A 22,155-nucleotide genomic window follows, 5' to 3' on the forward strand; every position below is an offset into this window, starting at 1 on the left:
CGACCCTGACTCGGCTGTCTTTTCGAATGGTTAACAATCGGCCCGCATGGTTAATCAATGGTTAACGAAGCTGGGTGTTTTCACGGATTTGGTTGGGAGGGGCTGACGGGAGGAACCCCCGCGAACGGACCATGACCGGCAACGCCGCGAACGGCCAGCTCTAGCCACTCTCCTCGCAACAGCCGACGGAGGCGGCAGCTCAGTTGCGTGGCGCTATTGGTTTGCCCCGCGCGGCTGCTGCGACATTTGCCGCAGGAAGTCGGCGGTGTCCTTGGTCAGGCCATAGCCTTGCACCTGATTCGGCCTGACGGCAGTTGATGGCGCGGACACTGAAGCCGGAGGGGCCGGCGGGGATGACAGGGCCTGGCTTGCGTGCTGCTGCGGAAACAGCACCAAGACGACGACCAGCCCAACCACCGCGAGAGCGAATACGGCGATGGCCCCGATCACCATTGGATCCGCCTTACGCGGCTCGGCGGCAGCGACGGGGGCCGTTAGCGACGGATCAGGCTCGACCGCGGCTTGCACCGATTCGACGGCGGGAGCGGTAGCAGCCGCAGCGGGCTCCTTGCCCGGCATCGTGCCGGCAACGACCAGCAACACAAAATTTGCAACCCCGACCACCAGTCCGACCGGATTCATCAACGCCATGAACTGATCCGGCGGAAGCTTGTTCGTGATCGCGTAGGCCGCGACCAGGATCGGGATCACCAGCATCGTGCCGAGCATGAATGTTGGACCGATCCAGCCCGGCCACCCGATATCCTTGAACCGCCCTCCAACCACTGCCGCGAGCGCGATGATCACGACGGTATCGATCCCGCCCAACCCACCATTGCTGCCCTTGGTGAGGATAAAGCCCAACGCGAGATGCGCGAGGACCAATGGGACGGCATACAACCAGAAGGTTGGCTGGTCAGTTCGCTCGGGTAGTTTCATCGCCCGCCCCAGATGTCGAGCCGGTTCGGCCACTCACGTTTGCAACCTGTAGGAGACGGGACGAAGCGGGTCAACGCGTCGCTGGATGCGAAGGGCGTTGCTGGAAATATCAAGAAACGCACACGCGACCTTCACGAGGATCGCATGGCTATTCCGCCTTGATATTGGCGGACTTGACGATCGGCCACCATTTCTCGACCTCGGCAGACTGATGGCTGCGCAGCGCCGCGGGGGTCTGCCTGTCCGGCGGCGGGATCTCCTGCCCGAGTTCGGCGAAGCGTTGCCGGACGGCAGGTTCGGCCAGCGCTGACATCACCGCCTTCGACAGCGTCGACACGATCTCGGCGGGCGTGCCGTTCGGCGCCCAGATGCCGTGCCAATAGGCGATATAGAGACCCGGCAATCCGGCTTCATCGACCGTCGGAATCTCCGGCGCCGATGCGAGGCGCGACGACTGGGTCACCGCAAACGCCTTCACGGTCCCGCTCTTCACCTGCGGCAGCGAGTTGGAGGCCTGATCGAACATGATGTCGATATGTCCGGCCATCAAATCGTTCAGCGCCGGACCGGCGCCGCGATACGGCACGAAGGAGAAATTCGTCTCCGTGAGCTGCTGGAAGAACACGCCTGCAACATGCGCGCCCGATCCCGGACCTGCGGTGCCCGATGTCGCCTTGCCGCCATTGGCCTTGAGCCAGCCGATCAACTCCTTCAGATTTTGCGCCGGCAGATCGGGCCGGCCGATCACGAGCTGCGGCCCGCTTGCGATCAGCGCAATCGGCGCGAACTCGCGCACGTCATATTGCAGCTGATAGATCGCGCCGTTGAGGCAATGCGTGCCCCAATGCCCGATCGTGATCGTGGTGCCATCAGGCGCCGCGCGCGACGCGCGCAGCCCCGCCACCGTGCCGGAGGCGCCCGTGACATTCTCGATGATGACGGGATGGCCGAGCGTGTTGCGCATATATTCGGCGAGGATCCGCGCCAGCACATCGGTCGGCCCGCCGGCGGCGAACGGCACGATCATCGTGACCGGGCGCGCAAGCGTTTCCGCGCCTGCGCCGGGCGAAGCAAGCGGCAGCGTCGCCGCGCCGAGTGCGAGTTGCAGCAATGGGCGGCGAGAGATGTTGGGCATGTGCGTTCCCCCTCGTGCTGTCATAGAGCCGGCATCGCCGCACGGTCCAGCCCGAAGACGTCCCTAGAAGCTCCAGCCCTTCGACGTGCCCCAGTCCATCATGAATTGCTCGGTCTCGCGACCGGCATCGGCGAGCCATGCGGTGAAGTCGGCGATCGCGCCGGCGCTTTCATTGTCGGCTAGATAGAACGAGCGGTATTCGCGCTTGCGCAAGCCGAGGCCGCCGAACGGCAGGCAGAGCTGGCCGGCGATCAATTCGTCGATCACGAGGAACAGCGGAAACAGCCCGATGCCGATGCGCTCCAGCGTCGCCTGCAGCGCGAAGAACATCTGCTCGAACCGCAAGGTCTCCTGATCCGCGCTCATCTCGGCGCCGGCCTGGGCCAGCCAGCGCGGCCAGTCGTAGGGCTCGGTCAAATAGGTGATCAGGGTATGGTGCCGCAGGTCGTCGGGAGTGGCGAGCCGCCCGCGCGTCAGCAGATCGACATGGCAGACCGGCGCGATCAGCTCGGTCATGAAGTGCTGCGACATCCAGCCGACCGGCTCGCCGACATTGCCGCGGATCGCGACGTCGAACGAGCGGTCGTTGACGTTGAGCGGCCCGATCGAGGTCAATAACCGTAGCTCGACATCGGCGCGCATGCGCTGGAACGAGGAGATGCGGCGGATCAGCCAGCGCATCGCAAACGTCGGCGGCGCGCTGACGCGCAGCACCGACGGCGAGCCGTACTGCTTCATATCCATCGAGGCGAGCGCAAGCCGATCGAGGATCGCCGTGACCTCGCGATAGTAGATCTGCCCGGCTGCGGTCAGCGTCAGTTGCGAGGGCGCGCGGCGGAACAGCTTGACGCCGAACCACTCCTCGAGAAGCGCGACCTGGCGGCTGACGGCGCCGTGGGTGACGAGCAGCTCTTCGGCGGCCTTGGTGAAGCTCACATGCCGCGCCGCCGCCTCGAATGTTCGCACCGCATTGAGCGGTGGCAACTTTCTCATGATCGTGTCGCGTCTCCGGAAGGCTCAGGAGGATAGCGTGGTGGCGTCCGGATTGTCGAGGGCGCGGACGAACTGAGCGCGGTCGAGGTCGCCTTCCCAGCGCGACACCACCACGGTCGCGACCGCCGTGCCGATGAAGTTGGTCAGCGCCCGCGCTTCGGACATGAAGCGGTCGATGCCGAGCAACAGCGCGATGCTCGCCACCGGAACATGGCCGATCGAGCCCAACGTCGCGGCCAGCACGATGAAGCCGCTGCCCGGCACGGCGGCTGCGCCCTTCGACGTCAAAAGGCAGACCACGACGAGACCGATCTGCTGGACCAGCGACATCGGCGTATCGGTGGCCTGGGCGAGAAACACGCTGGCCATGGTCAAATAGATGCAGGTGCCGTCGAGATTGAAGGTGTAGCCCGTCGGGATCACCAGGCCGACGATGGATTCCGCGCAGCCGGCGGCTTTCATCTTGTCGATGAAACGCGGCATCACCGATTCCGAGCCTGATAGTCCGAGCACCAGCAGCAGCTCTTCCCGGAGATAGCGGATCAGCTTGAAGATGCTGAAGCCCGCAAGGCGCGACACGATGCCGAGCCCGACGATCACGAACAGCAGGCAGGTGAGATAGAACACCAGCATGAAGTGCGACAATGCAACGATCGAGCCGACGCCGTATTTGCCGATGGTGAAGGCCATGGCGCCGAACGCGCCGATCGGCGCAATCCGCATGATCATGCCGATCAGGATGAAGAGGATCTTCGACAGCCGCTCGATCGCCTGCAGCACCGGCTTGCCGCCTTCGCCATAGCGTTGCAGGGCAATGCCGAACAGCACGGCGAAGAACAGCACCTGGAGCGTGTCGCCGCTGGTGAACGCGCCGCCGACGGTCGAGGGAATGATGTTCATCAGGAAGCCGACGACCGTCTGGTCGTGCGACTGGGTGACGTAGGAGGCAACGAGGCGGGAATCCAGCGTATCCGCCGAGACATGCATGCCGACGCCGGGGCGCGCCAGATTGATCACGATCAGGCCGAGGATCAGCGCCGCGGTGGTTGCGATCTCGAAATAGATCAGGGCTTTCACGCCGATCCGTCCGGCCTTGCGCATATCGCCGAGGCTCGCAATGCCGTGCACGACGGTGAGGAAGACGATCGGCGCGATCGCCATCTTGATCATCTTGATCAGCGCGTCGCCGAGCGGCTTCAGCGCTGCGCCGACATCCGGCCAGAGATAGCCGACCAGCGCGCCCAGCGCGATGCCGATCAGCACCTGGACGTAAAGACGCGCATGCCAGGGCGTTGCGACGGCGTCGAGACGGGTGGCGCCGTCATTGGTGATGGTGGACATGGGCGTCGATCCTCGGGACATCTTGATGTTGGCCGCGCGAGTGACTTCATCGGCAAACGCACCGATGCGGCAGCGGCGGGACGTTGGCGGGCGATTGCGTAAAGCGCAAACGAGTTAAGCTCAGGCAGCGTGACCTCAGCTCACAGGCCGGAGTCGGCCTGATTCGAAGGGCGCGCGGCCGACGGCAGGCCGCGTGAGCCTACCTCACGCTCCGTCAGCATTACTCGTTTGCGGGCGCCTCCCCGTTTGACCGACAAGGATGGGGAAGCCGGCCGTCAACCGGCGCAAGGGACGAGGAGCAACAATGAGCAGACTTTCGGTGGCGGTGATCGGCGCCGGCATGGGCGGGCTTGCCTCCGCCGCGGCGCTGACCCGCGCAGGGATCGATGTGACGGTGTACGAACAGGCCCAACGCTTCACGCGGCTCGGCGCCGGCATCCAGATCGGCTGCAACGCCATGAAGGTGATGCGGGCGTGGGACCTGGAGCCGGTACTGCGCCGCGAGGCGTTCTATCCGCGCTCCTGGAACAACAAGGAATACGACACCGGCGCGGTGCGCTTCGACATGGTGTTCGGTCCCGTCGCCGAGGAGCGCTATGACGCACCCTATCTGCTCGGGCATCGCGGCGACCTGCATGCGGCGCTCGCCAGCGCCGTGCCTGACCACCTGATCCGTCTCGACCACAAGCTGACCGCGATCGAACAGCGCGCCGACCGCTCGGTGGCGCTGACCTTCGCCAACGGTCACACCACGACGGTCGACGCCGTGGTGGCCGCAGACGGCGTGCATTCCTTCGTCAAGGAGCGCCTGTTCGGCCGCGACGAGCCAAACTTCACCGGCCGCATCGCCTATCGCACCGTGTTCCCGGCGGCGCTGCTCAACGGCTATCCGATCGACGATTGCACCAAATGGTGGGGGCCGGATCGCCACATCGTCATCTATTACGTCAAGCCTGACCGTAGCGAGGTCTACTTCGTGACCAGCCAGCCGGAGCCCGGCTTCACCGTGGAATCATGGTCGGCCACCGGCGACGTCAGCGAATTGCGCAAGGCGTTCGACGGCTTCCATCCCCAGGTCCGCCATGTGCTCGAGGCCTGCCCGTCGGTACACAAATGGGCGCTGGTCGACCGCGACCCGCTGCCGCGCTGGAGCGACGGCAACATCACGCTGCTCGGCGACGCCTGCCATCCGATGACGCCCTACATGGCGCAGGGCGCGGCGATGGCGATCGAGGATGCGGCGGTGCTGTCGCGCTGCCTGAAGGGCGTCGATCGCGACGGCGTCGCCGAGGCCTTCCGCCGCTTCGAGGCGACGCGCAAGCCCAGGACCTCGCGCGTGCAGTCGAGCTCGCGGACCAACACCTGGCTCAAGAACCCGACCGATCCGGACTGGGTCTACGGCTACGACGCCTGGACCGCGCCACTCGCCGAGCCGGCGCTGGCCTGACCACAGCTCAACAGGAGAAGACGATGACCGACGCAAATCCCCGCGGCGAGAAATTCGAGCGCGGCCTCAAGACCCGCCGCACCGTGCTCGGCGACGCCTATGTCGAGCGATCGCTGAAGGCTGCCGACGATTTCAACTGGCCGATCCAGAAGCTCGCGACCGAATATTGCTGGGACGAGATCTGGAATCGCCCGGATCTCGACAAGCGCGGCCGCAGCCTGCTCAACCTCGGCATGATCGCGGCGCTCAATCGGCCGCACGAGCTCAAGGTACATATCCGCGGCGCGCTCAACAACGGGCTGAGCAAGACCGAGCTGCGCGAGGTGTTCCTGCAGATCGCGGTTTATTGCGGCATGCCCGCCGGGCTCGACAGCTTCCGCATTGCCAAGGATGTCTTCGCGGAGATGGGTCTTGTCGACTGAACCGGCCCCGATCGTAACAGCCGCATGGCAGGGCTTTGTCCGGCTCGATGTGCAGGGCAAAGCCGGACGGCTCAGCGTCCGTGCCGGCGGCCCCGAGCGCGGGGCGCCGGTGCTGCTCTGCCATTCGATCCTGACCAGCAGCGCGATCTGGCATCGGCAGGCGATCGCCCTTGCCGGGCGCGGCTATCGCGTGCTCGCACTGGACAGCCGCGGTCACGGACACTCGGAAGCGCCGCGCGGCCCCTACACCATGGATGATCTGGTGGCGGATGCGGTCGCGGTGCTCGATCACTTCGGCATCCGGCAAGCTCATGTGATCGGCGTCTCGCAGGGCGGCATGACGGCATTCGGTCTCGGCGTGCGTCATCCCGACCGCCTGCTCAGCCTGTGCGCAATCGCCGCACGCGCCGATGCGCCGCCGCCGTTTGCCGCGGCATGGGACGACCGGATCGCGCTGGTGCGCGAGCGCGGCATAGCGCCGCTGGCCGCGCCGACCGCCGAGCGCTGGTTCGGCTCCGCCTTTCTCACGGCGCATCCGACGATCACAGCTGCGCTGCTGAACTGCATCAACGAGACCGATCCCGAAGGCTTCATCGGCTGCGCCCGCGCGATTCAAGACCTCGCCTATCTCGACGGTGTGAAGACGATGCGGCTGCCGCTTACGATGATCGTGGGCGCGCGCGACCAGTTGCTGGTGCAGCCGATGACCGAGCTAGCGGCGATGCTGAGTTGCCGGCTGACGATCATCCCCGGCGCCGGGCATCTGCCCCAGGTGGATCACCCGGACGAGGTCGACGCTGTGATCGACGGGCACTTGCGCGAGCTGGCTCGATTTGCATAGCGCAAAGTAGGAATTCTCAACCCGGTGATAGCTCTTATCGAAATGCGACCGGGCTGGCTGCGCCGCCACCCTGTCGGGCTATCGCTTGGTCCTTTCCATCCGTGGAGGAGATATGTCGGCACCGACTGCTGGCCGTCATCTGCACCTGATTCCCGCATAGCAGGCCTCTGCCAGCCCCTTTGTGGCGGTTCTCGCCCACCGATGACTCCCAACCCGGTGGCGACAGCGTCGTTTCCTCATGCTAGAGTACAGAGAAGGTCACAACGCGCCGGTGTATCGAGCATGGCAGTGCAGACTGACCCTGTCTTGTCCCCTCAAGTGACGCCTCCCTTTGAGCGGGCTTATCGCGCTGTCCTTGCGGCTGATGTGGTTGGTTATACCCGGCTGATGGAAGCGGCCGAGTTCGAAACCCATCAACACCTTCGGACTCTACGTGTCGAAATCACCGATCCGACCATCGTCTCCCATCGCGGTGAAATCGTAAAGAATACCGGTGACGGGTTTCTCGCGGTATTCGAGAGCCCGTTGGATGCGCTGGAGTGCGCGACCGAGTTGCAGCAGGAAATCCCGGTTCGGGAAAGCCAGCATTCTCCCGAGCGTCGCATCGCATTTCGAATTGGTCTTCATTGGGAGCCCGTCATATTCGATCTCGATGACGTCTACGGAAGCGCCGTCAATATCGCCGCGCGCCTTCAGACGGCTGCGCCGGCGGGCGGAATCGTGGTGTCGTCGGCCATGCTCGATAATCTTGATGGCGTCGGAGAACTGAAATTCGACAGTCTTGGCGACCTTCGGCTGAAGAATTTGACGCGGGCCGTCACCGCGTTCTCGTTACGATTGCCGGGGGTGGATCGCGGTGCGGCAGTCGGGTTCGCGGGCTCGCCTTCGAAACGCGCAAGACTGCCCTCGATCGCGGTCCTGCCATTCGTCAGTCTTTCAGACGACGCCGACGACAATTATTTCGCTGAGGGATTCGTCGACGATATCATCGCAACGCTCAGCAATATTCGTCATCTTCTGGTTGTTGCTCGCGGATCGACCATGATGATCGATCGCCGCGCCGTCGATCACGGAACGGTGGCCGGCGAACGGCTTGGCGTGCGATATTTTCTCAGTGGCAAGATCCGGCGCGCCGGCGGTCGAATTCGGCTCTCTGTCGAGCTCGGGGACTTATCGACGGCATCGGTCATATGGGCGGAAAAATACGAGACGGATATCGAGCAGATCTTCGGGGTGCAGGACGAAATCGCCCTCATGATCGTGGGTCGCATCTCGGCGCATGTGCAACAGGCCGAAGTCAAACGCGCGATGCGGAAGCGTCCTCACAATCTGAACTCGTACGATTATTTTCTGCGCGCCCTTGACCTCCTCTACAAGCTGGACTTCGCGAGCTTTTCGCGGGCTCGGACCCTGTTGGAGCGGGCGCGCGAGGAGGACGACGGCTATGCGGCACCATATGCATTTTCTGCGCGTTGGCATATGCTGAACATTGCCGAGGGCCGATCGACCGATCCCGACGCCGAAGTCGCCGAGATCATTCGGCTCTCGAACTGCGCCATCGAACGCGATCCATCCGACGCACTTGCTCTTTCACTGCAAGGGCACGCGCGGAGTGCATTCCATTTTGACTATGACACGGCTTTGGACTGCTTTGATCGTGCGCTTGCGGCGTCGCCAAACAATCCCTGGGCATGGATGTTCAGCAGCGCAACATACGGCTTCATCGGCCAGGCAGCGTCGGGAATTGAGCGGGCCGAACGGGCCATTCGGCTGTCCCCGCTGGATCAACAAGCCTTCGTCAATTATTCACGACTCTGCCAAAATCATTATTTGAACGGCACCTATGAGGAAGCCATTCGCTGGTCGCGAAAGGCACTCAGCCTCAATCCACGGTATGGAAACGCGATCAGGATCGCGGCGGCAAGCCTGGTGGCCGTCGGCCGGGATGAGGACGCCTCGCTGATGGCGAAGCATCATCGGTTGGTCTTGCCGCAGTTCACTGTATCTCACTATGCGCCGCGTTGCCCTTTCAAGGCGGAGCAGGCCTCACTTTACGTGCAAAGACTGGAAGCCGCAGGACTTCCTGCGTGAATTGGAGTGACCCGATTTGACAAAATGATCATTGGAGCTGGGAGGTTGCAATGCAATTTCATTTGCGTGATGGCGGCGGGGACGGTGGCGGCGACGGCGGCGGGGATGGCGGTGGCGGCGGTGGTGGCGGTCAGAGCTATGGTGCAGGCGGAGCCTATGTTGGTTCGCCACCGCCGCAGGGCGCACCTTTCCTGATCTTCGATCCGCTGGGCGGTGAAATCCGTGAGTCGGAATTCAATTTCAATGCGGTTTTCCCTTGGTCGGGGTGGCAACCCGACCTCTTTGGCGTGATCGCCCTGGCGGAGTTCGGCGAGACCAATTGGCGCCGCTATATTCAGCACGATGGTCCGCCAACGGATCATGCAAGAATTGTTGTCGAAATTGATCAGCTGGCCGCCATGGCTCGCGACGAGCGCCCGCGCCTGATCGGGGAAATTCTCGATCAAAATGCGAGACTCCGCGGCTATTTTGCCGAGGTCTTGATGATGTCAGCGTGGTCACATCCCAACACGCTCAAGATCATTGAGATGGCGATCCGGGTCGCTCAAATGGTCGCGATTCACTTCAAGCTCAAATTCAATCGGGCTCGACCGCAACAGATCTGTCCTGCTCTCGTTCCGTTGATCAATTCGCCGGGGCACGCCTCGTTTCCGAGCGCGCATTCGCTCGAAAGCCACCTGATCGCGCTGTCGCTTGCGGAGATCGATCCTCAGCATACCAAAAGGGCACTCGTTGCATTGGCCGATCGCATTGGCCGCAATCGCGAGGTGGCGGGCGTCCATTATCCGAGCGACACGGCTGCGGGGAGGGACATTGCACGCCAGGCGTTCGATATCCTTAAAACTTGTCCGACATTCAAGACGACATTGATCGAGGCCAAACGCGAGCCTGGCGGGGCCGGGACGCTGGCCCTGCCTTCCGGATATCCGACCTCCACAGCGAAACCGGAGGAACGATCGTGACCTCAACAGCAGACGAAACCGTTTCTCTCGTGAACGCAACCTGCGTCCCGATTGAATTGCCTCCGCTCACGCAATCGAGATGGCGGCTGCTCGACTTCAAGAACCTGCAGCAGGAAAAGTCAAACTGGTGCTGGGCCGCGGTCGCGGCCAGCGTCGCCCATTTTTATCGGCCCTCCAGCACAGTAACCCAATGCGACATCGCGAACGGGCAACTCGGCCGGGATGATTGCTGCGTGGGCGGCAAGGAGACATGTAATGTCTACGGCTACCTGATGTCGTCGCTGTTCCGCGTTGGCCATTTCAGCAAATGGACGGCGCGCCGACCCGCGTCCTTTCAAGAGACCCAGGAAGAGATCGGCGGCACCCGCCCGCTATGCATGCGCATCGTCTGGAATGGCGGCGGGGCCCACCTTGTCACGATCAAAGGCTACACCGGTGAATCCGCGCCCGGTGCGCAGCAGCAAGATGACCGCGGCCTGGCGATCGCGGACCCCTGGTGGGGCCTCTCGGACATCGACGCCGAGGAATTCCCGCGCGGTTACATCAACTGCGGCACCTGGACGGACACATACTACACCAAGGGGACAGCGCATGCCGATCTCAGCAGCTGATCTTTCAGATGGGGCCCGCAACGCCGTCCTTGCCGGCATGATCAAGCGAGCATCCACGCGGGGCTTTGCGACGCCCAAGTTAAGCTTCGCGCACAGCGACCATCCCGAAGGCCTCCAGCTTTGCGCACCGCATCGCATTGCACTGCTGCGATTGAACACGTTGCGTCGTCTGATCCGGCCCAACAACGGCGCCAAGGCTCCCGCGTCAATTGAGTTGCCCGCGCTCGATTCCGTAGTGACTATCCTCGGTTGGCGGTTTCTCATCTATGACAGGAACGACGCTCTCGAGCCGATTGCTGCGGCTCATGCTGTGTTGACAGATCACGGAGGTTACCGCCTGGCCGAATTGAACGAGGGGCCATACGTCACCAGCTCTCTCAAAGCGCTTCAGACACCCTCGGTCCGCGAAGCGATCTCGTCCAGCATCGACGATGGCAACTCTTGCGAGCCAATGCTGCTGCTTGCGCCGGCAATTTACTTTGCCGGATTGTGGATCCGATATCAGGACAGCCAAAAAGACTTCATCCTGCCGATGGATTCGAACCTTCTGCCCGCCTTCCGTGACGTGAAGCCCGCACAGCTGCTTGCTGTCCTGTTTCAAGCATCGCTTGCGGTTCCAACCGACAGCGCTTCGGCAGGGTGACACAAATCGGTGCCCCAAACTGCCGGGGCACCCTTCAAAGAAACAGCGGGAGCCCTCAGGCCGATCCTGCTAGCTCCCGCGAATTGCTTCGTTGGTGGCATCGAGGGCGCCAAGCCGCACGATGGATTCTAGCACCAGAGTGTTTTCGAGCGAAGTGGACGCCGGTTCGCGCAAAGAAAACGCGTCAAAACAAGAAGCTAGGGCTTCGGTTCTGATTCAATCAGAACCGAAAGTACTCTAGAGAGCCCGCGCGAAATTGGCGAAGAATTCGTCCGCCATCTTCTTGGCCGTGCCGTTGATGAGCCGCTGCCCCAGCTGCGCGAGCTTGCCGCCGATCTGGGCATCGACGTGATAGCTCAAAAGCGTGCCTCCCTCGCGTTCGACGAGATCGACCTTGGCGCCCCCTTCGCGAAGCCCGCCACACCGCCCTCGCCTTCCCCTGAAATCTTGTAGCCGTTGGGAGGATCGAGATCGCTCAAGGTGACTTTCCCGCGAAATCGAGCCGACACGGGACCAACCTTCATCCGGGCGACGGCGCGAAAGCCCCCCTCGTCGGTTTTCTCCAATTCCTCGCACCCCGGGATGCAGGCCTTCAGGATGTCGGGGTCATTCAGCTTTTCCCAAACCGCCTCCCGAGGCGCCGAAAGTTGAATCTCTCCAGTCATCGTCATCGCCATGGAACGTCTCCGGGCTTTCGGGAATGCATAGCGAGCATCAATTGCGAACCGGCGCGAACACCCGCGCCATGTAGGTGGACAGGTCGTTCGATATCTGCGCGCGCGAGGCGTCGGCGACGCCGGCCAAAGTCTTCGCCAACGTCTTCTTGAACTCGATCTGCATCGAACGGGCGATCTGGATCCGCTGCGCCTGAGGTGATCCCGCGCCGTGCATGGACTCGGTGAGATATCCCACGGCGTTCCTGCCGAGCGTCATATTTTCCACCAGGCGCAGGACCCGGATCCTGTCCTCGGTCGAGACCTCCGGACGTCCCTTGAGATATTTTTCGATCAGGGGGCCGACCGTTTCGTGCCTTAGCTCGCGCTCAGAAGGAAGGGTGACCATCAATCCGCCGGCAAGATCCTGCGCCAGGCGGCCGATCTCGTAGGGAAAACGCGTGACGTGGTGTTTGCACACATTCGCCAGCATCTCGTCCGGAAGATACGCCCCGGACTTCATCGCGATCCCCTGATGGCTCGCGGCGACACCGGTCCCATAGATCGTCTCGTTGAGATGGGTCATCTCGACGAGCTTGTCGCGTACATGCGAGACGTGCTCGACACCGTTGTAATCCGCGACCGCGGCGGCCGCGCCGATCAGCACGTCGCCCACGCCCGTTTTGCACACGTAGCTGCGGCGATGGTAGCAGGTGAAGCGTTCGACCAGCGTGGAGGCAAACTCGAACTCCCCGTCGAGGAAGACGAGTTCATTCGGAATGAACACCTCCTCGAAGACGATTATCGCTTCCTGGCCGGAGAACCGCGCGTTGCCGGCGTCGATGTCGCCCTCCTCGGCGCTGCGCGTATCACAGGATTGCCGGCCATAGATGTAGGTGATGCCGTCGGCGTCCACCGGGATGGCGCCGGCGATCGCGTAGTCTTTGTCGGCAGCCTCCAGCCGCATCGTCGGCATCACGATCAGCCAATGCGAATTCAGGCAGCCCGTCTGATGCGCCTTCGCGCCGCTGACATAGACGCCTTCCGACGTGCGGCGCACGACGTGAAGGAAGAGATCCGGATCAGCCTGCTGCGAGGGCGATCGCCCGCGATCGCCCTTCACATCCGTCATCGCGCCGCCGATGACCAGGTTCGCGCGCTGCACGCGCGCGAGGAACTGCTTGAACCGCGCGTGATAGCCGGTGCTGTGCTTCCCATCCAGATCGTATGTCACCGAATGCAGCGAATTGAGCGCATCCATGCCGACGCAGCGCTGGAAGCACGTACCCGTCAGTTGCCCGAGACGACGCTGCATCTTGTTCTGCATGACGAGATCGCCGGGGCTCGCAGAGATGTGGAGGAAGCGGTTCACGCGGTCCCCGGTCAGAGGCGAGATAGCGGACGCCAGTTCGGGATCCTCGTTGGCGAGGTCGTAGGTCCTCGCGACCGCGTTGATCGACGGCCTGATGATCGGATGGTCGACCGGCTCCTCGACCGCCTCACCCATCAGATAGACCTTCAGCTTCCGCCCTCTCAGGCTCTCGATATATTCGGAGCCGGACCGGATCGGATTGCAGAACTGAGCCGAGCCGCCGGCGACGACGTCCTGATCCATCACGATGCCTCATCGGTGCGGGGCCGCAACGCAACGGCATCGCGGCCCCTGTTATCGATCTGTGTCAACCTTTCTTCACCAGCGGGCATGCGCTGTCCTTGAGCGGACGAAACGCCTGATCGCCGGGAATAACTTCGCGAAGCTTGTAGAAATCCCAATCGCCCTTCGACTCCGACGGCTTCTTGACCTCGTAGACGTACATGTCGTGGACCATGCGGCCGTCCTCCCGGATCCTGCCGTTCCTGGCGAAGAAATCGTTGATCCGCAGCTCGCGCATCTTGCTCATGACGGCCTGCGCATCGTCGGTGCCCGCGGCCTGGACGGCCCGCAGATAGTGCATGGTGGACGAATAGTCGCCGGCGTCGCCCATATGCGGCGGCCGCTTCATGCGCTCGAAGAACCGCTTCGACCACGCCCGCGTCTCGTCGTCGCGGTCCCAGTAGAAGGCGTTTGTCAGCACCAGCCCCTGCGCCGCGCTGAGGCCCAGACTCTTGACGTCGGTGATCCAGACGAGCAGCCCCGCGAGCGACTGTCCGCCGTGCTGGATCCCGAACTCCTGGGCCGACTTGATCGAGTTCACCAGCACGTTGCCGGAGCCGGCCAGCGCAACGACCTGTGCTTTCGACGACTGCGCCTGGAGCAGGAAAGAGGACTGGTCGAACGTCTCGGGCGGATAGCGGGTCGCCCCGACGACTTCGCCGCCCATCGCCTTCACGACCGCCGAGGTATCGGCTTCGAGCGCGTGCCCGAATGCGTAGTCGGCGGTCAGGAAGTACCACGACTTCTTGCCCTCTTTGGCGAGCGCTGTGCCCGTGCCGCGCGCGAGAGCGTAGGTATCGTACGCATAGTGGACGCTATTCGGCGTGCACGCATCCCCGGTCAACCGGGATGATCCGGAGCCGTTGATGATGGCGATCCGGTTCTTCTCCTTCGCCAGTCCGGAGACCGTGAGCGCGATCGAGGAATTGATGAGGTTGCCGATCATGTCGACGTGATCGACGTCGAACCATTTGCGCGCCAGCGCGGATGCGGTGTCGGGCTTGTTCTGGTGGTCGGCGACGACGACCTCGATCGGCTTGCCGAGAACCTTGCCGCCGAAATCCTCGACGGCCATCTTGATCGCCGTAACGGCTCCTTCGCCGGATTCGTGCGAGAACTGTCCGGACATATCCGTCAGCACACCGATTTTCACGCCGCCGTCCGAAATCGCCGCGGTCTGGGCGACGGCGCCGCCATTGATGACCACCAGCGTCGCAACGGATGCGACCAGGACGCTCGCTATTTTCAGGTTCATGACGTTCCTCCCCGGGGTCTCATGCCGCCGATTTCTATATTTCTTTAACTAGCATAACTAGACTTACATTACATGCATAACTAGACTGATTTTTCGGGCGAGTCAATCGCGCCGATGTGCTAGAGGTGCGCTACTTTCGGGGCCGCCGCACTCGCGGTGGCTGCATGGATGGACTTTCCGGAATGCCCGCCGCCGCCAAGATTCAGAGCACCAAAGCCTCGGCCAAACCGAGGTCACCGGCGACTGCGGACCGGACGGCCGCCGGTCGAACCGAACGCAATTGTTCGGTCGCGCGCACGCTGGACATCGTCTCCGATGCCTGGGCATTCCTGATCATCCGCGAAGCATTCTTCGGAACGCAGACGTTTGAAGCGTTCCGCTCGGCGCTCGGCATCCCGCGGGCCACGCTCACCGACCGGCTGAGGAAGCTCACCCAGCTCGCCATCTTCCGCCAGGTCGCGCCCGGCTCCTCGCAACGCAAGGAATACCGGCTGACCAAGATGGGGTTCGATCTCTATCCGAGCTTCATCGCCCTCATGCAGTTCGGCGATCGTTGGCTATCCAAGGGCAAGCCCCCTCCGCTGACGCTGATCCACACCAATTGCGGTTGCGACAGCCACCCCATCGTCACGTGCTCCCATTGCGGCGAAAGCGTCGGCGCGCGCGATGCGACGTACCGGGACGGCCCCGGCGCCGGACGACGCCCTGCCAAGCCGGGCCGCAACACCAGGCGGGCTTCCGACGGGAGCCGGTTCATGCTCGGGCGCCCGAGTTCGGTCTCGCGCGCCCTAGAGATCATCGGCGACAAGTGGAGCTTCATGGTCGTTCGCGAAGGATTCTTCGGTAACCGCCGCTACGACAAGATCCTGACCGAGCTCGCGATCGCGCCGAACATCCTGACCGATCGGCTCAACCGCCTGGTTGCCAACGGCGTCTTCTACCGCCGGCAATACCAGAGCTCCCCCGACCGCTACGAATATCTTCTGACCGAGATGGGCCTGGATCTCTATGGCCCCTTCATCGCGATGCTGCGATGGGGCGACCGCTGGCTTTCCAAAGGCAAGCCCCCGCTGCTGCTCACCCATCTCAAATGCGGACACGACTTCAACGCTTCGGTGGATTGCGACCGCTGCAAACGGCCGATCGTCGCCGCGGATATGCGCTACCGGCTGACCTACGATCCCAAATCGTTCGGCGCTTTGGGGCCGCGATCGGTGGACTGAACGGCGTCCCTCCGTTCACGCCTGGCTCAACGTTTCGACCAGCTTGAAGCGCATGATCTTCCCGGAGCCGGTCCTTGGAATTTCGCCGACGAGATGGGTCGCCTCGGGAATCTTGTAGGCCGACAGATGCGCCCTGCAATGATCCAGCAGCGCAACCACATCGAGTTCGTTGTCCTTCGCAACGACGAAGAGGCAGGGCACCTCTCCCAGCGTCGCATGCTTCACGCCGACCACGGCACAGTCCTTGACCTGGGGATGCCGGACGACGACCTCCTCAATCTCGGCGGGCGCGATGTTCTGACCGCCACGGATGATCAGCTCCTTGATCCGGCCAGTGATCGTCAGATAGCCCGCCGGGTCCGACTTCGCGAGATCACCGGTGTGATACCAGCCCTTGCGCAGCGCAGACGCAGTCTCCGCCGGCTTGTTGTGATAGCCCTGCATCAGGTTCGGTCCGCGGACGATCAACTCGCCCTCCTCGCCGAACGGGACGTCCTCGGCGGACGACGGATCGACGATACGTACGGCGAGCCCGGGCACCGGCAGCCCGCACGATCCCATCGGTCGCGCGCCGTGCAGCCAGTTCATCGTCACCATGGTGGCGGTCTCGGTGATGCCGTATCCGTCGAGCAGCCGCGTCTTGAAGCGATCCTCGAATCCGCGGTTGAGGGTCGCCGGCATGATGGCGCCGGCCGAGATGCAGAGCCGGACCGCGCCGAGGCGCTCGACACCGCTCTCCTGGGCACGCAACAAGAGATAATGGAACATCGTCGGCACGCCCGGCAGCACCGAATACTTTCCCGTCTGCAGCAGGTCGAGCGCCTGCTGAGGCGAAAACTTCTCCATGATGTGCTCGCTCGCGCCCACGGCGAGCACGCCGAGCACGGACAGATTGAGGCCGTAGGAGTGGAACAGCGGCAACGGCGACAGCACGATGTCCTTCTCGTTCAGTTCCGCAATCGGTGTCCAGCACGACGCAGCGATCCAAAGCATGCTGCGTAGCGACAGCAGCACGCCCTTTGCCCGTCCAGTCGTCCCCGACGCGTAGATGATGAACGACGAACGATCGATGTCATTGGGATCGGAGGGCGCTGCGGCATCGTCAGTCGCAAGGCGAGCCAACGAAACGCTTTCCGTTTCGGCATCCGCCCCCGCGAAGATCACATCCGGCGCGATGGAGGAATCGCGGCAGACCTTGTGAATCGTTTCCTTTCTGGCAGGTGTTGTGACGATGAAGCCGCATCCAGCGTCGATCAGCCGATAGCTGATCTCCCCCTCCGCCGCGTCGTAGCTGATGGGGACAACGACCGCGCCGGCACGCAAGGCGGCGAAGCATGCTTCGATCCAATCGACGCCGTTCGGCAGGTAGATCGCGATCCTGTCGCCGTCGCGCAGACCGGCCTTCGTCAGGTTGGCCGCGATCGACGCGGTCCGCCTGGCGAGAGCCGCGTAGGTGACGGACCGCGACGAATCCCAGTACGCTATTTGGCCCGGGCGTTGTTGCGCGTGACGCTCGAGAAGCGTCGCAATCGGCGCGATCAGATCGACGTGAAGCATGCCTCCCTCCCTAGACCATACTGTATCCGCCGTTGACGCTGATCACCTGCCCGGTGATCCAGCTTCCGGCATCGGAGGCGAGCAGGGTGACCAGCGGCGCGACGTCGGAGGGCAGTCCCAGACGACGGATCGCGTAAGCCTTGACCAGCTTCTCGCGGTTCGCATCGACCCAGGTCTTGTCGTGCGCGGTTTCGATCAGGCCGAGCGAAATCGAGTTGGCGGTCACGCCCGAACGGCCCCATTCGCGCGCCAGCGACTTCATCAGCGCGATCGTGCCGGCGCGCGCCGCGGCACCAAGCGCCAAGCCGGATTCGCCGACCCTGGAAGAGTCGCCCATGATCGAGATGATCCGTCCGTGGCCCGACGCCTCGAGCAGAGGGCCTGCGCTGTGGGAACAATTCAGCGCGCCATAGAGGCAGGTGTCGATCTGCTTCTTCCAATCCTCCGGCGTGCTCTCGCTGAACCGTTTGCGGAACACCAGGCCGGCGTTGTTGACCAGGATGTCCAATCCGCCGAAATCGCTCTTGATGTCCGCGATCATCTTCTTGACGATGTCGGCGTCCGCGATGTCGGCCTGGTAGGCCTTCGCCTTGCCGCCGGCCTTCCCGATCTCGGCGACCACCGCTTCGGCATCCGCCTTCGAACTGTGATAGTTGACGGCGACGCTCGCGCCGCGTTCTGCCAGCATCAGGGAGATGGCTGCGCCGACATCCCGTCCGCCTCCAGTCACCAGGGCAACGCGTCCTTTCAAGTCACTCATCTGCTTTTCCTCTCGATTTGAGCTTGGCTTGTTCCATCAGTTTGAAAATGCGCTCCGGCGTCATCGGAAGGATCGCGACACCGACACCGAGCGGCGACAGCGCATCGGCGATCGCGTTGGCGATCGCCGCCGGCGCGCCGATCGTGCCGCCCTCGCCCATGCCCCGGAAGCCGCCCGCCGCGGCGGATTCGCTCTCGACATGAACGACGTCCATGAACGGTATGTCCGGCGCGGAAGGGATCATGTAGTCGACGAGGCTCGCAGTCAGGAGCTGGCCGTCTTCGTCATAGATCAGCTCCTCGAGCAACGCGGCGCCGATGCCCTGCGCGACGCCACCATGCACCTGACCATCGACGATCATCGGGTTGATGAGGCGACCGCAGTCTTCGGCGACGACGAATTTGAGGATTCGCACGAAGCATGTCACCGGATCGACCTCGACCACGGCGATGTGCGTGGCGGCCGCGGTCGTCCCGTTGATCGGATCGTAGGTGTAGGTGGCGCTCAATTCCTCACGTGCATCGACCGGCAGCGTCTTCATGTCGGAATAGACCGCCTTGGCGATCTGCTTGAACGTCACGGTGCGGTCGGTGCCGAGCACAACGGCTTTGCCTTCGCTCACCTCGATGTCGTCAGCGTTGGCTTCGAGAAGATACGAGGCCACCCGCTTGATCTTCTCCTGAAGTATCCTGGAGGCATGCTTCGCGGCACCGCCCCCGAGCACCGCGCTGCGGCTTGCGTAGGTCCCGGTCGACATCGGCACCTCGTCGCTGTCGCCCTGGATGACGCGGACGTCCTCGAACCGGGCTCCGAGATCGTCGGCGACGATCTGGGCCAACGTGGTCTCGAGGCCTTGGCCATGCGAGGCGACGCCAAATGCCGCGGTAATGGCTCCGGTTGAGTCGATCGTGATCTTTGCCGTTTCGGAGCCGGTGTTGATCGGCATGCCCGGCGCCACCGCGATCCTCGACCCGATGCCCGTCAACTCGGCGTAGGAAGCGATACCGATGCCGAACAGGCGCCCTTGCTTGCGCGCGTCGGCCTGTTCCTTGCGAAGCTGATCATAGCCGGCCGCCTCCGCAGCGGCTTCCAGACATTCGATGAAGCCGGTCTTGTCCCAGATAATTCCGGACGCGATCCGGTACGGAAACTCCTCTGCCCGGACCAGATTCCGGCGCCTGATTTCGAGCGGATCAATGCCGAGCGCCGCCGCTCCGAGGTCCATCAGCCGTTCGGCGACGAAGGTCGAGATCGGGCGGCCGACGCCGCGGTAAGGGCCGGTCGGCGGCTTGCAGGTCGCAACGCCGCGCACGGTGCCCCTGTAGGATCCGATCTTGTAGGGCCCCGGAAGGAAACTCACGACCTGAACGGGTTCCAGACCACAGGTCCATGGATAGATCGAGAATGCGCCGACGTCCCCGATCACGTCCGCCTGCAGCGAGGTCGCGATGCCATCCGCGTCGAACCCCATCTGCGCATCGACGATTTCGGCGAACGCCTGGCTGCTGCTGCTGACGTCCTCGAGCCTGTCCGCCGTCCACTTGACCGACCGACGAAGCCTGCGCGCCGCAATGCAGATCAGGAGTTCCTCGGGATAGAGCGATCCCTTCGACCCGAAGCTCCCGCCAACATCAGGTGCGACCACCCGCAGGCGATGCCCCGGCAGGTCCAGCGATTCCGAGATCGCGTCGCGAACGATGCCGGGGATGTTCGACGACGTGTAGAGCGTGATGGCATCACGGCGCTTGTCGTACTCCGCGGCGTAGCTTCGCGGCTCCATCGCCAGCGGCGCCTTGCGCGTCATCTCGAAACGGCCGCCAACCTTGACAGCGGCGGCCTTCAGATCGGCTGCAACATCGCCCTTCTTGAATTCGCGGGCGATCAGCACATTGGTGCCGGCGGCTTCGTGCAGCAGCGGCGCACCATCAGCGATGGCTGATTCAGCCCGAGAGATCGCATCGAGCGGTTCGTACTCGACGTCGATCAATTCGAGCGCGTCCTCGGCCAGGTACCGCGATGTCGCAACGACCGCGACGACGGCCTCCCCGACATAGCGGACCTTCCCGGAAGCAAGTGGCACGATCGGCGTCGCGTAGTAGTTCGGCATCCGCGAGAACGGGATCACCGGCTTGAAATCGCCGGCAATGTCCTCCGCTGTGAGCACAGCGACCACGCCCGGCGCAGCCTGTGCCGCCGCACTATCGATGCGGACGATAAGCGCGTGCGGCTGACCGCTGCGAAGGAACGCCAGATGAAGCGGCCGGTCCGGCTTCCGGTCCGACGTGTATTCGCCGTTCCCGGTCAGAAGACGCGGGTCTTCGGTGCGCTTGATCGGCGCACCGACGTTCCGCGGCCTCAGGACGTCGGAGGGACCTGCGCGCCGATCGCTATTCATAGCCTTCGGATCCCTTGCGCAAGGTCCGCCACTGCGCGTCGTCATGGCCACAGATGATCGTGGCTCCGCTCTTCTCGATTCGCCGGATCTCCTGGAAGGTCTTCAACTGCTGCTCGACGTTCCAGGTATTTCGCGGAGCTTCGTCTGCATCGAGATTCTGCCGCAGACTGACCGCGTCGGACGCCAGTAGAAACCAGCCGTCGCGGTCGAGGCTGACGAGCGCACCGAGCATCCCCGGCGTGTGGCCCGGCAACGGCACCAGCACGACGCTGGAGTCGCCGAACAAATCCTTCTCTCCGCTTACGGGCTCGATCGGCTGTCCGTAGTCCCAGTCGTCCCTGAGATAGCCGACCGCCTCGGCACGCGGCGCGTTAGCGGCTTCGATCTCTTTGGCGTGGGCCAGGATCGTCGCCTTCTTGAAGAACTGGTTGCAGCCGCAATGGTCGGGGTGAAAGTGCGAATTCACGACGATATCGATGTCGCCGGGTTCGAGGCCGCTGCATGCGAGACTCGGCAGCAAGGTCTCGCTTGCGTTCATCGTTGGCTTCATGACTTTGGCAAGCGGTCCCCACCGGCCCTCGGCATCGTCGACCACGGACGGATGACAGCCGGTATCGAACAGCACGTTGCCCTGCTTGTGCCGGATCAACGCGCTGCTGACGGGAAGATCGATGGTTTCGCTGCGGTCGGCGTCCGGCACGTAGATGCTCTTCTTCATACGGAGGCGCCCCGCGGCGAGGAAGTTCAGCTTCATGACGCCTTCTCCGTGCGCTTGGCGGCGGCGCTTCGGATCGCCGCGACGATGTTCTGATATCCGGTGCAACGGCAGAGATTGCCCGAGAGCCCCTCCCGGATATCCTCGTCGGTTAGGAGCGGATACTTCCGGAGCAGGTCTTCGCCGGTCATCAGCATACCCGGCGTACAGAAGCCGCACTGCAGCCCGTGGTGCTCGCGGAACTGAGCCTGCAGCTCATTGAGCTCTTCCGGCGATCCGAGCCCTTCGACCGTAACGATCTCCGCGCCGTTGGCCTGGACGGCCAACATGAGGCAGGATCGCGCGCTGTCGCCGTTCACTAGAACCGTGCAGGCACCGCACACGCCGTGCTCGCATCCGACATGCGTTCCGGTCAGGCCAAGCCGGTCACGCAAGAAATCGGAAAGCAGCATGCGCGGCTCGACATCCGAGACGTCGTAGCTCTCGCCGTTCACGGTCACCGATACGCTGCTTGTCAT

At 63.3% G+C, this 22,155-nt stretch carries 19 protein-coding genes and 1 pseudogene; 8 read left to right on the plus strand and 12 right to left on the minus strand.

The features are described 5' to 3' along the window. Positions 1-213 precede the first annotated feature (213 nt). The 4 genes from WDM24_RS39670 to dctA all read right to left on the minus strand — a co-directional run bounded on the left by WDM24_RS39670 (position 214) and on the right by dctA (position 4,408). Positions 214-939: a hypothetical protein gene (locus WDM24_RS39670; RefSeq protein ID WP_338829571.1), complete on the minus strand. Its 726-nt coding sequence runs from the start codon at positions 937-939 to the stop codon at positions 214-216. A gap of 148 nt (positions 940-1,087) precedes the next feature. Beyond that, complete coding sequence (locus WDM24_RS39675) at positions 1,088-2,074, minus strand: tripartite tricarboxylate transporter substrate-binding protein (protein WP_338693088.1); 987 nt, start codon at positions 2,072-2,074, stop codon at positions 1,088-1,090. A gap of 63 nt (positions 2,075-2,137) precedes the next feature. Further along, a complete protein-coding gene (locus tag WDM24_RS39680; protein ID WP_338829572.1) occupies positions 2,138-3,067 on the minus strand; it encodes a LysR substrate-binding domain-containing protein in 930 nt (309 codons plus the stop codon). 24 nt (positions 3,068-3,091) lie between these two features. Next, complete coding sequence (gene dctA, locus WDM24_RS39685) at positions 3,092-4,408, minus strand: C4-dicarboxylate transporter DctA (protein WP_338829573.1); 1,317 nt, start codon at positions 4,406-4,408, stop codon at positions 3,092-3,094. A 304-nt stretch (positions 4,409-4,712) separates the two neighbouring features. On the opposite strand from dctA, the gene WDM24_RS39690 reads away from it, so the two are divergent. The 7 genes from WDM24_RS39690 to WDM24_RS39720 all read left to right on the plus strand — a co-directional run bounded on the left by WDM24_RS39690 (position 4,713) and on the right by WDM24_RS39720 (position 11,425). Beyond that, positions 4,713-5,855 carry an FAD-dependent monooxygenase gene (locus WDM24_RS39690; protein WP_338829574.1) on the plus strand — a complete coding sequence of 381 codons (1,143 nt, stop codon included), beginning with the start codon at positions 4,713-4,715 and terminating at the stop codon, positions 5,853-5,855. 23 nt (positions 5,856-5,878) lie between these two features. Next, entirely contained in the window at positions 5,879-6,277 is a 399-nt protein-coding gene (locus tag WDM24_RS39695) for a carboxymuconolactone decarboxylase family protein (RefSeq protein ID WP_166299818.1), read from the plus strand. Continuing rightward, on the plus strand, positions 6,267-7,118 hold the full coding sequence (locus WDM24_RS39700) for an alpha/beta hydrolase (protein WP_338829575.1): 852 nt from the start codon (positions 6,267-6,269) through the stop codon (positions 7,116-7,118). The genes WDM24_RS39695 and WDM24_RS39700 overlap by 11 nt, the downstream gene beginning before the upstream one ends. Before the next feature lie 282 nt (positions 7,119-7,400). Then, a complete protein-coding gene (locus tag WDM24_RS39705; RefSeq protein ID WP_338829576.1) occupies positions 7,401-9,209 on the plus strand; it encodes an adenylate/guanylate cyclase domain-containing protein in 1,809 nt (602 codons plus the stop codon). 50 nt (positions 9,210-9,259) lie between these two features. Further along, positions 9,260-10,171 carry a phosphatase PAP2 family protein gene (locus tag WDM24_RS39710; protein ID WP_338829577.1) on the plus strand — a complete coding sequence of 304 codons (912 nt, stop codon included), beginning with the start codon at positions 9,260-9,262 and terminating at the stop codon, positions 10,169-10,171. Continuing rightward, the gene (locus tag WDM24_RS39715) at positions 10,168-10,782 is read left to right on the plus strand and encodes a papain-like cysteine protease family protein (protein WP_338829579.1); all 615 of its coding nucleotides are present in this window, start codon (positions 10,168-10,170) and stop codon (positions 10,780-10,782) included. Before WDM24_RS39710 ends, WDM24_RS39715 begins: the two co-directional genes overlap by 4 nt. Continuing rightward, the gene (locus tag WDM24_RS39720; protein WP_338829580.1) at positions 10,763-11,425 is read left to right on the plus strand and encodes a hypothetical protein; all 663 of its coding nucleotides are present in this window, start codon (positions 10,763-10,765) and stop codon (positions 11,423-11,425) included. Before WDM24_RS39715 ends, WDM24_RS39720 begins: the two co-directional genes overlap by 20 nt. A gap of 237 nt (positions 11,426-11,662) precedes the next feature. Here the strand turns inward: WDM24_RS39720 and WDM24_RS39725 are convergent. The 3 genes and pseudogenes from WDM24_RS39725 to WDM24_RS39735 all read right to left on the minus strand — a co-directional run bounded on the left by WDM24_RS39725 (position 11,663) and on the right by WDM24_RS39735 (position 14,987). Then, a pseudogene (locus WDM24_RS39725) lies at positions 11,663-12,102 on the minus strand (SRPBCC family protein). Positions 12,103-12,139: 37 nt separating this feature from the next. Then, entirely contained in the window at positions 12,140-13,693 is a 1,554-nt protein-coding gene (locus WDM24_RS39730) for a 4-hydroxyphenylacetate 3-hydroxylase family protein (RefSeq protein WP_338829581.1), read from the minus strand. Positions 13,694-13,757: 64 nt separating this feature from the next. Continuing rightward, on the minus strand, positions 13,758-14,987 hold the full coding sequence (locus WDM24_RS39735) for an ABC transporter substrate-binding protein (RefSeq protein ID WP_338829582.1): 1,230 nt from the start codon (positions 14,985-14,987) through the stop codon (positions 13,758-13,760). A 164-nt stretch (positions 14,988-15,151) separates the two neighbouring features. Here WDM24_RS39735 and WDM24_RS39740 point away from each other — a divergent pair, with 164 nt between their 5' ends. Continuing rightward, a complete protein-coding gene (locus WDM24_RS39740) occupies positions 15,152-16,210 on the plus strand; it encodes a helix-turn-helix domain-containing protein (RefSeq protein ID WP_338829583.1) in 1,059 nt (352 codons plus the stop codon). 15 nt (positions 16,211-16,225) lie between these two features. Here the strand turns inward: WDM24_RS39740 and WDM24_RS39745 are convergent, their stop codons facing one another. The 5 genes from WDM24_RS39745 to WDM24_RS39765 are packed head-to-tail and all read right to left on the minus strand — an operon-like array spanning position 16,226 to position 22,155. After that, positions 16,226-17,767: a class I adenylate-forming enzyme family protein gene (locus WDM24_RS39745; RefSeq protein WP_338829584.1), complete on the minus strand. Its 1,542-nt coding sequence runs from the start codon at positions 17,765-17,767 to the stop codon at positions 16,226-16,228. 10 nt (positions 17,768-17,777) lie between these two features. Then, complete coding sequence (locus WDM24_RS39750; RefSeq protein ID WP_166299838.1) at positions 17,778-18,527, minus strand: SDR family NAD(P)-dependent oxidoreductase; 750 nt, start codon at positions 18,525-18,527, stop codon at positions 17,778-17,780. Beyond that, entirely contained in the window at positions 18,520-20,922 is a 2,403-nt protein-coding gene (locus WDM24_RS39755; protein WP_338829585.1) for a xanthine dehydrogenase family protein molybdopterin-binding subunit, read from the minus strand. Before WDM24_RS39755 ends, WDM24_RS39750 begins: the two co-directional genes overlap by 8 nt. Then, the gene (locus WDM24_RS39760) at positions 20,915-21,676 is read right to left on the minus strand and encodes an N-acyl homoserine lactonase family protein (RefSeq protein ID WP_338829586.1); all 762 of its coding nucleotides are present in this window, start codon (positions 21,674-21,676) and stop codon (positions 20,915-20,917) included. Before WDM24_RS39760 ends, WDM24_RS39755 begins: the two co-directional genes overlap by 8 nt. Next, positions 21,673-22,155, minus strand: a complete 483-nt coding sequence (locus WDM24_RS39765; RefSeq protein WP_166299844.1) for a (2Fe-2S)-binding protein — start codon at positions 22,153-22,155, stop codon at positions 21,673-21,675. Before WDM24_RS39765 ends, WDM24_RS39760 begins: the two co-directional genes overlap by 4 nt.

It is taken from the genome of Bradyrhizobium sp. 27S5, assembly GCF_037217225.1.
Lineage (GTDB): Bacteria > Pseudomonadota > Alphaproteobacteria > Rhizobiales > Xanthobacteraceae > Bradyrhizobium > Bradyrhizobium septentrionale.